The sequence below is a fragment of the Solibacillus faecavium genome (assembly GCF_014836905.1).
Lineage (GTDB): Bacteria > Bacillota > Bacilli > Bacillales_A > Planococcaceae > Solibacillus > Solibacillus faecavium.
The window spans coordinates 99,799-112,406 of record NZ_JACSPZ010000010.1; the positions used below are offsets into that span (position 1 = coordinate 99,799).

14 protein-coding genes are annotated in these 12,608 nt (G+C 36.3%); 3 read left to right on the plus strand and 11 right to left on the minus strand.

Annotation, left to right across the window (positions count from 1 at the left end; genetic code table 11):
• Positions 1-89 precede the first annotated feature (89 nt).
• The gene (locus tag H9635_RS16605; RefSeq protein ID WP_191701424.1) at positions 90-962 is read left to right on the plus strand and encodes a MerR family transcriptional regulator; all 873 of its coding nucleotides are present in this window, start codon (positions 90-92) and stop codon (positions 960-962) included.
• A gap of 80 nt (positions 963-1,042) precedes the next feature.
• Here H9635_RS16605 and H9635_RS16610 read toward each other — a convergent pair whose 3' ends face one another.
• From H9635_RS16610 to H9635_RS16635, 8 genes are all read right to left on the minus strand, one after another.
• Complete coding sequence (locus H9635_RS16610) at positions 1,043-1,615, minus strand: CueP family metal-binding protein (RefSeq protein ID WP_191701425.1); 573 nt, start codon at positions 1,613-1,615, stop codon at positions 1,043-1,045.
• A 162-nt stretch (positions 1,616-1,777) separates the two neighbouring features.
• The gene (locus tag H9635_RS16615; RefSeq protein WP_191701426.1) at positions 1,778-1,999 is read right to left on the minus strand and encodes a hypothetical protein; all 222 of its coding nucleotides are present in this window, start codon (positions 1,997-1,999) and stop codon (positions 1,778-1,780) included.
• 146 nt (positions 2,000-2,145) lie between these two features.
• Positions 2,146-3,702: an alkyl hydroperoxide reductase subunit F gene (ahpF, locus tag H9635_RS16620; RefSeq protein ID WP_191701427.1), complete on the minus strand. Its 1,557-nt coding sequence runs from the start codon at positions 3,700-3,702 to the stop codon at positions 2,146-2,148.
• Between the two features lie 216 nt (positions 3,703-3,918).
• Positions 3,919-4,482 (minus strand): alkyl hydroperoxide reductase subunit C, encoded by a 564-nt coding sequence (gene ahpC, locus H9635_RS16625; RefSeq protein ID WP_191701428.1) that lies wholly within the window; start codon positions 4,480-4,482, stop codon positions 3,919-3,921.
• A gap of 447 nt (positions 4,483-4,929) precedes the next feature.
• Positions 4,930-5,052, minus strand: a complete 123-nt coding sequence (locus tag H9635_RS19410) for a hypothetical protein (protein ID WP_263617279.1) — start codon at positions 5,050-5,052, stop codon at positions 4,930-4,932.
• A 24-nt stretch (positions 5,053-5,076) separates the two neighbouring features.
• Entirely contained in the window at positions 5,077-5,199 is a 123-nt protein-coding gene (locus tag H9635_RS19415) for a hypothetical protein (protein WP_263617280.1), read from the minus strand.
• A gap of 385 nt (positions 5,200-5,584) precedes the next feature.
• Complete coding sequence (locus H9635_RS16630) at positions 5,585-5,989, minus strand: DUF948 domain-containing protein (protein ID WP_191701429.1); 405 nt, start codon at positions 5,987-5,989, stop codon at positions 5,585-5,587.
• A 120-nt stretch (positions 5,990-6,109) separates the two neighbouring features.
• Positions 6,110-7,651, minus strand: coding sequence for an NlpC/P60 family protein (locus H9635_RS16635; protein ID WP_225231360.1), 1,542 nt, complete (start codon positions 7,649-7,651; stop codon positions 6,110-6,112).
• A gap of 349 nt (positions 7,652-8,000) precedes the next feature.
• Here H9635_RS16635 and H9635_RS16640 point away from each other — a divergent pair, with 349 nt between their 5' ends.
• Together H9635_RS16640 and H9635_RS16645 are read left to right on the plus strand one after the other, a co-directional pair.
• Positions 8,001-8,735 (plus strand): MerR family transcriptional regulator, encoded by a 735-nt coding sequence (locus tag H9635_RS16640; protein WP_191701431.1) that lies wholly within the window; start codon positions 8,001-8,003, stop codon positions 8,733-8,735.
• Positions 8,732-10,444 carry an ABC transporter ATP-binding protein gene (locus tag H9635_RS16645; RefSeq protein ID WP_191701432.1) on the plus strand — a complete coding sequence of 571 codons (1,713 nt, stop codon included), beginning with the start codon at positions 8,732-8,734 and terminating at the stop codon, positions 10,442-10,444. Before H9635_RS16640 ends, H9635_RS16645 begins: the two co-directional genes overlap by 4 nt.
• A 341-nt stretch (positions 10,445-10,785) precedes the next feature.
• Here H9635_RS16645 and H9635_RS16650 read toward each other — a convergent pair whose 3' ends face one another.
• From H9635_RS16650 to H9635_RS16660, 3 genes are all read right to left on the minus strand, one after another.
• On the minus strand, positions 10,786-11,142 hold the full coding sequence (locus tag H9635_RS16650; RefSeq protein ID WP_191701433.1) for a hypothetical protein: 357 nt from the start codon (positions 11,140-11,142) through the stop codon (positions 10,786-10,788).
• Positions 11,143-11,218: 76 nt separating this feature from the next.
• Positions 11,219-12,265 (minus strand): DUF4097 family beta strand repeat-containing protein, encoded by a 1,047-nt coding sequence (locus tag H9635_RS16655; RefSeq protein WP_191701434.1) that lies wholly within the window; start codon positions 12,263-12,265, stop codon positions 11,219-11,221.
• A gap of 1 nt (position 12,266) precedes the next feature.
• Positions 12,267-12,581: a PadR family transcriptional regulator gene (locus tag H9635_RS16660; protein WP_191701435.1), complete on the minus strand. Its 315-nt coding sequence runs from the start codon at positions 12,579-12,581 to the stop codon at positions 12,267-12,269.
• Between the last annotated feature and the right edge of the window lie 27 nt (positions 12,582-12,608).

Sequence of the window (12,608 nt, forward strand, 5' to 3'; positions counted from 1 at the left end):
ATTGTACAGCATATGAAAAACATTTGACAAGTGCTTTTTTTTTCGATTGAATAGACATAAATAAGAATTTACTTAAGGAGGTGCAAAACTTGGTTAAAAAAACATATTCTATTCAGCAAGTATCCGATATTACAAATCTTTCTAAACAACTGATTCGTAAATGGGAAGATCGCTATCAAATCATTCAACCTGAAAGATTGGACAATGGTTATCGCGTTTATTCCGAAGACGAAGTACAAACTTTAATGCTGCTGAAAAATCATATAAATAATGGCATGACAATTAAGCAAGCTGTAGACCATTATCTTAAATATAAAGATGCCCCAGAAGTGAACCCTATTACTTTCTTTCATAAAGCGCTGATTAAGGCTGGTACGGAAGGGGATGAACATGAGATATTACATTTACTCGAACAGGCACACCATAAATTTGGTGTTGAAAAGCTGATTCATGAAATTGTCGTTCCCTTTTTACATGAAATTGGCCAACTTTGGTGCGAAAATGCGTGGGGAGAATATCAGGAAGCTATCAGTAGTCAAACGGTGCGAGACTTTTTAAGTCATATCCGTCGGCACTTTTACGTCCCCGAAGATGCTCCGCTCGTTTTAGGTAGCTGTCTTCCTGGAGAAAGACATGAAATTCCTATGCAGATCCTACTTATTCAATGCATGTTACGTGGTTATCGAACACTAATGCTCGGCCCTTCACCTGCACCTACCGCGATTCAATCGACTATCGCTTTAAAAAAGCCGACCATTGTGCTCCTCACAGGATCCACTGAAATTGCTTTTACTGAATTTGCACAATCGATTACAACATTGGAAAAGTTGGCCCAAGCACATCAGGATATATCTTTTTATATTGGTGGAGCAGGTGCGGAAATCCACTATAGCGAATTTGAATTAAACGCTTTAAAATTATCACGCACAATTGATGATATCATCCCCGCAAAAAAGAATTAAAAAATAACCCAGACAATACAAGCTCACAGTAAAGGATGTTATAGTCCCCCTACTACGAGCTTGTAATTTTTATATCCAATTTACAGTAGTTGTAATGTCGTGATACATGTTCCATCTTCCTCAAACGTTGTTAAATCCCCTGTTACACTTTTCCCATCATAAGACATTTCTACAATGAAAGCTTCATTACGTGGCAACCATAAATCGATGAAACCATTCTCTAAAGTTGTCAACTTCTCATCCACTATAACTTCGCCTTTTTCATTTTCAATAAACACATCTATTTCTTTTTGAACTAATTCTCCTTGGCACCCTGTTAAACTATGGTCTTTACAAGGATGAGTTTCATTAACATACGGTGCAATTGAAATAAAAAACTCATCTTCCGGTAAATCATATGTAATTTTATTTTCATTTGTATCCGTTATGATTAATTGTGTTGAAGTAATTGATGCTTTATCATCAGTCGTTTTGTTCGCACTATATTCCGCCACCAAACCCTTCACATCTTCACTTTCGCCTTTTGAAATAGTTTCAGTTTCAGGCTCGACTCTCTTGTTATCGATTGCTTGGCTAACCGTTTCTTTTTCATCACTGCATGCAGCTAAAAACATCATCACAAATACACTTAATACTATTGATTTCCAATTCATTTTTTAGAACTCCCTCCCTTTATCCCAATATTGTAATCCATTTAGTGATGCAATACTGTGAAAAAGATAGGACAATTCTGAAAAATGATAGATTTTTAAAACCAAGATTGATCATTTCACTTTTTTCGTAAAATGATCAATCTTTTTATTAAAATAAACTATTTATCTACGTCTTGGCTGGTTTTTACGTTCACTGCCTGACGTCTTTTTAGTGTCCGCAGGATGTCTTTCGTCTTTTACTTGATCATTAAGTTCTTCCATTGGGATCGGATCGACAAATTTCATTTCCTCATCTTTATCAAAAATACTTTCGTTTTCGGTATTTAATAAATCAGGATTGTCGAGTTTCTTATGTTTAATTTTTTCATCTCTTTCTTCTCTCATTTTTAAAAACCTCCCTTTCTAGTACTCATTATATTTATTACCCGATTACTAGAAAGAATACACCTTTTTCTCTCAAATCAATTGTCCACAATGATTCCAAAAGAAAAATCCGTTGCACGAGTTTTTTCGCACAACGGATCTATTTTTTATGCCTCTATATAGTCACGGGAATCAACATTACGAATCATATAATCAAACGCTCCTAAAGCTGCTGTTGCACCTGAACCCATTGAGATGACAATTTGTTTATACGCCGTGTCTGTACAATCACCTGCGGCAAAGATGCCAGAAACATTTGTCGCACCGTGCTTATCGACAATAATCTCTCCATGCGCATTCATTTCTATTGCCCCTTGCAGGAATTCTGTATTTGGCAATAAGCCAATTTGAATAAATACGCCTTGCAATACAATTTGTTTTTCTTCACCTGTTTTTCGATCCTTATATGTTAAGCCATTTACTTTATCAGTACCTGTAATTTCTGTTGTTAAAGCATTCGTAATGATTGTTACGTTTTTCAGGCTACGAACACGTTCCTGGAGTACTTTATCAGCCTTCAATTCTTCACTTCGTTGAATTAGAGTTACGTGATTTACTACACCTGCTAAATCAATTGCAGCTTCAACACCTGAGTTACCTCCACCGATAACCGCTACATCTTTCCCTTTGAAGATTGGACCGTCGCAATGCGGACAATAAGCAACACCTTTATTTTTAAACTTCTCTTCACCCGGCACTTCCAATTGACGATAGCGTGCACCTGTTGAAAGAATAACCGTTTTCCCTTTTAAGACAGCACCATTTTCCAATGTAACTTCAATAAGATCTTTTTTCTCGACCTTTTTAGCGCGCTGGGATTTCATTACATCGATTTCGTAGTCTAATACATGTGCCTCTAAGCTTGATACAAATGCAGGACCTTCCGTTGCCTTTGTTCCGATAATGTTTTCGATTGATAGCGTATCATTTACTTGACCACCGAAGCGCTCAGCAACAATACCTGTACGAATCCCTTTACGCGCCGAATAAATTGCCGCTGCAGAACCCGCCGGACCTCCACCTACTACTAATACATCAAAAGGTTCTTTATCCGCAAACTCCGAACCATCCGATACTTCCCCAAGCTTTGTTAAAATATCTTCCAATTCCATACGACCGCCGCCGAAATTTTCACCGTTCAAATAAACTGTAGGTACTGCCATAATGTCACGATCTTTAATCTCATTCTGGAAAGTACCACCTTCAATCATCACGTTGGAAATGTTCGGATTTAACACTGACATAATATTTAATGCTTGTACAACATCTGGACAGTTGTGACAAGTTAAACTTACATACGTTTCAAACTTCAATGGCTGTTTAATGGCTTGAATACGTTTTATAACCGCGGCATCTACTTTTGGCGCACGACCTGAAACTTGTAAAAGCGCTAAAACTAGCGATGTAAATTCATGACCAAGCGGTAAACCTGCAAACACAACACCTGATTCCTCTGCACCTACCTTATTAATGCTAAAGCTTGGTGTACGTTCCAACAATGCATGTTGCACCGTAATACGAGGCGACATTTTTTCAAGTTCCTCTACTAAATTGAGCATATCTTGTGAAGTTTTGTCATCACCAATACTCGCTTTAATTAATAAATCTCCTTCAAGCATCGTTAAATACTGCTGTAATTGTGCTTTAATTTGATTATCTAACATTGCACTGGCTGCTGTATGAATGCCGATGATTGTTCCCCCGAAAAATAATCGACCATTCTCCCTCTAATACAGCAAGCCTTTCACCTTCTTTCATATTAAATTAAAAGATAGAGAGCTTGTCTTTCTTTTCCACGTTAAAAACAGAGCGACAAAAATCAAGCCATAATGGTTGTTTTTTGCCGCCTTTTTATTGTTATTTAAAACTTAAAAGTTAGATTAGATTTTACCTACTAGATCCAAGCTTGGTGTTAGCGTATCTCCGCCTTCTTCCCATTTAGCTGGGCAAACTTCACCTGGATTGTTACGTACGTATTGAGCTGCTTTAATTTTGTTAACTAAAATCGATGCGTCACGACCGATACCGCCAGCATTGATTTCTACTGCTTGTACAATACCATCTGGATCGATGATGAATGTTCCGCGCTCTGCTAAACCATCTTCTTCGTTTAATACGTCAAATGCTTTAGAGATTGTATGTGATGGGTCACCAATCATGATGTATTCGATCTTACCGATAGCATCCGAAGTATCATGCCATGCTTTGTGAGTGAAGTGTGTGTCAGTTGATACTGAGTAAACTTCTACTCCTAAAGATTTTAAAGTAGCATATTCGTTTTGTAGGTCTTCTAACTCAGTTGGGCAAACGAATGTGAAGTCTGCTGGGTAGAAGCATACTACTGACCATTGTCCTTTGAAGTTTTCTGAAGATACGTCGATGAATTCGCCTTTTTGGAATGCTTTTGCAGCGAATGGTGCTATTTCTTTACCGATTAATGCCATGATAAAATTCCTCCTATATAAATATCGTTGAATAATTATTATAAAATAATTATTATTACCATCTAAAATTATCTTACATTAATAATATTTCGTCAACTAGTAGCTACATAAATCGTGGGATTTTCTTCTAGAATGGGCAGTTCCTTGGCATAAATCAATATTAATATAATTAATCCAAACAATAAATTGTATTTAAACAAAAGGAAATTCTCATATATACGTTATTCTTGTATACATAGATTATTAAGAAATAATTGTCCCTCAAAAAATTATGAGCATTATCTCCTTTAATAGAATCAAATCGTTTTAATTCCGGCAATTCTCGTTTAACACATCATTTCATCCTAATAAATGAGAAAGAAGATGCATCACCTTCTATGTATTCCCCCTAAAAAGCAAAAAAGTCTATGCAGTAAGCTTTCACTTACAGCATAGACTTTTCAAATATTAGTTTGTAAAAGATAATACGGCATTTTTGTATTGAGCTAAAATTGCCGATGCTTCTTTTTTCGTTGTATATTCAAACATTCTAATATCGTTTGGATTGTTAAAAATAGTTACTACCCACATAAATTCCAGCTCCTTTGAATTGTTTTATTTTGTGTAAGATAAAACTGCATTTGTATATTTTGCTAATTTTGTTGCTGCTTCGTTTTTAGTCGTATACTCGAACATACGTATATCATTAATGTTGTTAAATACTGTTACTACCCACATGTTTCATTTCTCCTTTTTTAAAACCTATTATTTTAAAAAGCCTATTCCCCAATGACTTTTGCGACTTGTTATATAACAACTTTCTTACTTCACATTGTACTCCCTTTTTCTAAAATTAAAAGCGGAAAATCTCCCTTTTCACAATGTGTTCAAAAATAAAACGCTTTCTTTGAACACTTTGTGACACCTCACTTTTATCGGTTTTAAATTTAATTTAGAAGAATAGATCATTAGCTAGCATCATCTGTTATAGCACAGAATAAAAACGCTTTCAAAGACCATTATAAATATACATTGCTCACTTTTTTATGCTTGCTCTATTTTTCAAGCCAAAAAAACTGTGCTAAAAGTCAACCTGACTTTTAACACAGCCTTATACTTTTACTCATTGTGCTTTGCGGTTTATATAACTCATCACTGTATTAGTCCACTCTTTTACTTCCGCTTGTCGTTGTGGATCATTATTTGCCTTTTTCATAATAGCCGAAGTCTTGTCATGGGAAACATCACTCACCTCGTTTAATACAGTACCGGTATTTTTTACTGAATGAATAACAGATTGAACCGAGTCCTTTTTAAATTCAATATCTGTTTTTAAACGATCCATCGTTTCCGTTAACTTTATCATTTCAGTTTGAATATAGCTCATCTGTTTTTGAATACCTTCAACACGTGCCAATAATAAAGTGACGATTTTTTTTATTGGCCCTAGGACAGCTACTATACATCCTACTAAGACAACAACAGCTATTCCTAATATTATAATTGAAGCTAAAAGCCAACTATTCATTAATATACCTCCTTCTTTTCCTCTATTTTAATACATATACCCATTTGGCAATTATTAATACATCCGAAAATAAAACGAAAGTGTGTTAAAAGCCGATTCTCTTTCAACACACCTCATTTTTTATAAATAACGTCTTGCTCCTGAGTAATTCTTTTTATAGACGCCATTATTCATTGATTCAATTTTCACTTTTGACGCATAATGTGGGGCATGCAGCATTTTACCTTCCCCCACATACAGACCGACATGATATACTTTCCCTTTGCCTCCATTATAAGCAAAAAATACAAGGTCTCCAGGCTTTAAGTCTTTCTTTGCAACTGCTTTCCCGCCTGTCGCTTGGTAAAATGAATCTCGGGGTATCATAATGCCGTGCGCTTTAAATACCGCATATAAAATTCCTGAACAATCATATCCCCATGAAGATGTTCCTGCCCATAAATACGGTAGATCTAAATAACGCTTCGCTTCTTTAATAATCGTTTGTGCTGTTGGTTTTGGCACTTTGCTATATGCTGTATACGATTTTGCGTCCCCCTTCTTTAATAGCTTAACGCCATCACTTGGTGTCTCGACGTAATAATACTTTTTATCTTCATCGATTACAGGTAAAATCGTCGCATAACTAATTTGAAGAAATTTTGTTTTTGCATCTTCCTCAAACAAGTGTGCTTTTTGTGAAGTTATGATTGCAATGGCACAGTCATCGTAATTTTTGTTCGTCGTTGCGATATGGCTTTGTGGTACCCAGCCTGGGTAACCCGCTTTTAAATACGGTACATATTGATCTTTTGCCGCCACTCGTTGCCATTTCCCTTTTGTATCAAGCAGCGTAACCTCATCCCCGTACAATGCTTGCGTATCTGTACGTCCAACTAGCCACTTTTTCTGAGATAAGCTTAACGATGAAACCCACTTTTGCATTTCTACTGGATTTTTCGTTGAAGGATAATCAACAGCACGTGCTTGATTTGGTTTATTCCATAAATTTGTTACTGCAACATCGACTACATATCTTTTTTTATTCGTTTCTTTAACACAACTTTCAAAAACTGGTTGTTCTGGTTCAGTAGGTCGTAGTGATGGTTCGATAATTCTTGCAACATAGGAAGCAAAATTCCCGCGTGTCATCATTGCGTTTGGATTAAACTTTTCGTTTTTTGCAGGAAATAGAATTTGATTTGCTACAAAAGCTTGAATGGCATTTGCCCCACTATGATTTTTAGGAATATCTGTATAAGTCACCTTTGCTTGCCCTGATAAGCTAAAAGCATGCGCAAGGATTTTCACTGCCTGGGCACGCGTGAGTTTTGTATCAGGATTAAATTTACCTTCAAACCCTGTCATAATACGTAGCTCTGTAATTGCTGCAATAATTGGCATGCGAGGGTCATCTACTGAAATATCTTCATATGTAGGTATTGCTATAGCTTCAGAATCAATTTGCATTGTTCGAACGATAAGTTCTGCCGCTTCATATCTTGTTATTGCATCATTTACCCGAAAAGGTTCATTTGGCACTATCGTGACTCCACCAAAATCACTTAAAACAGTAAGCTCTTCGCTTAATTTTGTGCCATGCTGAACATCCGGAAATGTACTAGCATGCCCTACACCGTTTGCTGCCGACAAAAAAATACATATTACTACAAATTGAAACAAAATCCTTCGAAACATAAACACTCTCTCCTCGCTATCGTCGTTGTTGGAAACTAATTTGTATAAAAAAGCAGAAAATCTACTTAACAACCAAACTCTTTCTTACTAAATATAATAGTATTTATTGTATTTTTTATCTATGTTTTCTGTTAATGTTTTTTAATTTTTACAAATTTTTATTATATTCGGTTATTTATATGTTTAAATTTAGGTCAAAAGTTTTCACGTGAAACATATTGCAACACTTTTCGACAATAACGTAATAACTTTTTTATATGTATATTGTTTAATTATTTTTTATTGCATGTGACGTTACGTTAGCTTTTATACTACATATAAAGGGGGGAAATAAATGTATTCAATTGGAGTATTTTCTAAAAAAACTGGCATTACAATTCGTACATTACGGTACTACGGTGAAAAAGGCTTACTGAAACCGGCCTATATTTCTGATGGCGGACAGCGCTATTATAATGACGACAGTATAATTACAGTTCAAAAGATTGTGACTTTTAAATACCTTGATTATTCTTTAGAGGATATTAAGGAACTTCTGGAAAAGAACGATTCCATACTTGAATCTTTGGAACAGCAAAAATACCAGTTACTCAAAAAGAAAAAACAACTTGAACAAATGATTTCAACAATCGATACTGCCATTCATATACACCAAGAACATACGGCGGTTGATCCTACTACATTATTGCTCGTCATTCATAGTTTATTAACAGAGGATGCTCAAAGGGACTATTTAAGACAATATATTCCTGAACAACTAATCGACCGTATATATAGCTATTTTGGTATGAACTTTATCGAAATTAATCGGCGCTATATTGAAAGTGTACATGAAATAAAGCAAGCTTTTATTTGTCCGCCTGCAGATACTGACTTAAAAGAGATAATCGAACGTTTATTTAGTATTATTCCGCAGGATCTAGCGCAAAGTTTAGTTCAGGAATTCGGCAAATATGAGACAATTGAAGTTGATAATTGGTTATTTTCAATTCCTTTCACTACTGAAGAGGAAAATTGGTTAATGGAACAAGTTGAGCGGTTAAAAATACTAGAGGAGGTTATTACATGAACGTTCAACTTAAGCAATTATGGGCACTCGTAAAAAGAAGCAGATTCCCAAAAAGATTAGTTATAGTTGTTTTTATGTTAAGCATTATTGAAACACTCGCATCTTTAGCTGTGCCTCTCTTTACTATGAATATGATCAATGATTTTTCGAGTACTGGATTTGCATGGACAGCGGTAACCGCTGTAGCGGTCATTTTAGTTATTCAAGCAATACTAAGCGGTCTTACCTATTTCTTAATGCGCATGCTCGGAGAACGTATTGTTGCAAATTTGCGCAATACACTATGGCAGCACATTTTACATTTAAAAACACCTTATTTTGATGCCCATGAATCGGGTGAAACGATGAGCCGTATTACACAAGATACAAGCGTTGTTAAAGAATTAGTGACGAGTCATCTTGTCAGCTTCGTTTCAGGTATTTTCTCCATTATTGGAGCGATAGCAATTTTATTGTGGATTGACTGGAAGATGACATTGCTAATGTTAATTGCTGTGCCACTTGCCATTTTTGTCACAATACCGCTTGGACAAAGAATGCATAAAATAGCAAAAGCCAATCAAGATGAACTTGCTTCATTCAGCGGACATCTAGGCCGGGTATTATCGAATATTCGACTCGTGAAATCATCTCAAACTGAGCGTTTGGAAAAGGAACGCGGAGAAAACCGTATAGAGCAGCTTTATCAATTCGGTCTAAAGGAAGCTAAAATTTTAGCTATTTTGTCCCCGATTATGACACTTATTATGATGGTTGTTCTAATTCTCTTGTTCGGTTACGGTGGTACTCAAGTTTCTACCGGTGCAATTTCTTCAGGGGCACTTGTAGCGATAATGATTTATTTAGTACAAATTATTATTCCATTTACACAAATGGCTACATTTTTTACTGCATTACAAAAAGCACTCGGTGCCACAGAGCGTATCCAATCCATCATTTCACAGGCGACTGAAAAGATTCCTGGGTCTGTTATCCCAACTACTGCACAGGCAATCGCCTTTCAAAATGTAAAATTTCAGTATGCCGAGCAGCCTATTTTAAAAGGAATGAACTTTACAATTCCTGCTGGCAAAACGACCGCATTTGTAAGTACTAGTGGCGGGGGGAAAACGACGATGTTTTCCTTAATTGAACGTTTTTATGAAGTGACAGATGGTGAAATTTTATATGGACAAACGAACATAGAACAATACAACTTATATGAATGGCGGAAGCTCTTCGGCTATGTAACCCAAGATGCCCCGCTGATGAACGGATCAATTCGTGAAAATGTATTATACGGTCAACATGATGCAACAGAGGAGCAGGTTGTGGAAGCGTTACGAGCTGCATATGCATATGATTTTGTTATGGCATTGGAACGGGGCTTGGATACCGAGGTTGGTGAAGGCGGCATTAAATTATCCGGCGGCCAAAAACAACGAATTGCGATAGCCCGGGCAATTTTACGTAACCCCCAAATATTATTATTAGATGAGGCAACATCTAATTTAGACAATGAATCAGAACGGGAAGTTCAGCTTGCTTTGCAGGCATTGATGAAAAACCGGACGACGATTATTATCGCCCACCGTCTTTCAACGATTACAAATGCCGATCAAATACTACTATTTGAAGAAGGCCAGCTTTCAGGCGCAGGCACACATGAAGAACTGATTAACTCCCACTCCTATTACAAGCAGCTGTGGTCAAAAATGCAAACAATTTAATATATATAAGGAAGTATCTAAAATAAATTGGGTACTTCCGATTGTCGACAATATGTCTCGAGAGGCCTTTTGTCTTTTTATTATAAATTTCAACTAGATGCTTAGCAGGGACAAGTTGTTAAAAAAATTCTCCTATTTAAAGGAATTAATAAGTTGATTGTAGTGGAGGGACCGTGACTCCACCGGGAAACGCACGCGCGGAAGATCCACTAAATTGTGCCTGCCGTGGTAGGCGCAATTTAGTTAGCTGGAGCCGTGCCCGGGGAAAGCATCGGTCCCGGAATGGAAATCAACGGTTCAATGTTAATTTAGTTTTCAAACAAAAAAGCCTAGCATATTAGCTAAGCTTTCATATGAACGAACTCTATATTTTTACATTGTTTTTTCAGTAAATCCAATACTTCATTCAATTTACCAATTTCATCTTTTTCTACCATCCAGGCATTTTCATCATGCTGAGCAACATAAGAACTGCTAACATATGGATCATTTTGTTCAGTAATAAGACGTACATAGCCGAATGTCATGCCGGCTTCCTTATAATCTACTCGTAAAATCTCCTGATAAGGAATGGCCTTTTTGCGAGGTTTTGCTTTTTTTATAAAAAGGAACTTCTCCCCCGCATAGTCAATTATTATATCCTTTTGGTCCAGCATCACCTTATAGCCACCAAATAATTTAAAGCTATATGTTTTCATCGTTAACGACTCCATTTCAACTATCATTAGTTTTATTATACGGATTTTGACGATGAAATTCTAATTTTGACAATGATTACTGGACTAAACGTTCCTCTACTGTAATTTTCCCATTACTAGTTTTCAATTGAATTCTATGTTCTTTCGTTCCATGTGTATAATGCGACGTTTTTTCATTATAAATGGAGACAGAACCCCAGGCAGTCGAACTTTCAATTTCAACATTTTCTAACTTTCCTTCTGTGCTCAATAAAATTTGCCCGTTATCGGATGCAAAATTTAATGGAGATTGCACAGTTTTTAATTGAGCTACAATCCGTCCATTTCGTGACTGTGCTTTAATTTCCCCTACAACATCTTTCAGTTCTACACGCCCGTTATCAGATTCTAATTGTAGTTGCTGACCGACTACATTCTCTGCAATAATTCGACCATTATTAGAACTTGCTTTTACGTTTTTAATATTAGTTTCTGTAAGTACAACACGCCCATTAGCAGAATGAGCATCAAGCATCTTCCCTTGAATATGATCTGTTAAAATACGACCGTTATCTGATCTTAAATAAAATTGCTGTGCGACTGTTTCGGACACCTTAATACGACCACTGTCATTATTAATTGTGAGCTTCTCATATTGTTTTTTCGGCAAATGAATGACCGTATCTATTGGATTGATTGACCCTACTATCGTTATAAACCAAAAACGGCGAACTTGTTCTTGACGTTTTACGGCAATAAAAAGTGTGTCATTTTTAATTTCCATCGTTGCTTCTGTTAAGTTGTCCTTATCCTTTGCTTCAATCATTGCCTCACTAGCATCTGTTGGAATAATTAATATGTTCACTCCGTCAGCTTCTATCTCTACATTGCGATATGGAATCGTTTCATCATTTTTCATAATGGCCATATTCTCTGTGAAATCCTCTTCATCATATGAGGCAAGAAGTTCTTCGGCTAACTCCTTTATATTTCCGAACGATTGAATGATTTCCTCTGTCGTTTTTCCCTCGGCACGACCATTTTCGAAATACTCCTCAAAGTCTCGGCGAATATCCTCCCGCTCTTGCTGCTGTAATTTTTCTAAATGGTGATCAAGTAAAATTAAAAATTGTTGTTCGTTCATTTTATTTGCTCCCTTGAATTAAAGTATTTACACCTGAAATAAAACTTTCCCATTCATTACGTAAGCTGTTTAGTTGTTCAATGCCTTGTTCGGTAATTTGATAATATTTGCGTGGTGGTCCCTCTGTAGACTCCATTAAGTACGTTGTGAAAAGCCCATCTTTTGTGAGCCTTCGCAATAACGGATAGACCGATCCTTCTGAAATTTCTATTTGTGTGGAGATTGCCTGGACAAGCTCATAACCGTACATATCTTTCTGCTCTAACAAGGCGAGTACACATAAATTCAATACACCTTTTTTAAATTGAGGATTCACTACTTCACCTCACACCCCACTACTATT

Excerpts from the sequence above, each read along its gene's own strand:
- H9635_RS16610 (WP_191701425.1), bottom strand. The coding sequence starts at position 1,615 with ATGAATTGGAAATCAATAGTATTAAGTGTATTTGTGATGATGTTTTTA.
- H9635_RS16615 (WP_191701426.1), bottom strand. The coding sequence starts at position 1,999 with ATGAGAGAAGAAAGAGATGAAAAAATTAAACATAAGAAACTCGACAAT.
- ahpF (WP_191701427.1), bottom strand. The coding sequence starts at position 3,702 with ATGTTAGATAATCAAATTAAAGCACAATTACAGCAGTATTTAACGATG.
- ahpC (WP_191701428.1), bottom strand. The coding sequence starts at position 4,482 with ATGGCATTAATCGGTAAAGAAATAGCACCATTCGCTGCAAAAGCATTC.
- H9635_RS19410 (WP_263617279.1), bottom strand. The coding sequence starts at position 5,052 with ATGTGGGTAGTAACTATTTTTAACAATCCAAACGATATTAGAATGTTT.
- H9635_RS19415 (WP_263617280.1), bottom strand. The coding sequence starts at position 5,199 with ATGTGGGTAGTAACAGTATTTAACAACATTAATGATATACGTATGTTC.
- H9635_RS16630 (WP_191701429.1), bottom strand. The coding sequence starts at position 5,989 with ATGAATAGTTGGCTTTTAGCTTCAATTATAATATTAGGAATAGCTGTT.
- H9635_RS16640 (WP_191701431.1), top strand. The coding sequence starts at position 8,001 with ATGTATTCAATTGGAGTATTTTCTAAAAAAACTGGCATTACAATTCGT.
- H9635_RS16645 (WP_191701432.1), top strand. The coding sequence starts at position 8,732 with ATGAACGTTCAACTTAAGCAATTATGGGCACTCGTAAAAAGAAGCAGA.
- H9635_RS16650 (WP_191701433.1), bottom strand. The coding sequence starts at position 11,142 with ATGAAAACATATAGCTTTAAATTATTTGGTGGCTATAAGGTGATGCTG.
- H9635_RS16655 (WP_191701434.1), bottom strand. The coding sequence starts at position 12,265 with ATGAACGAACAACAATTTTTAATTTTACTTGATCACCATTTAGAAAAA.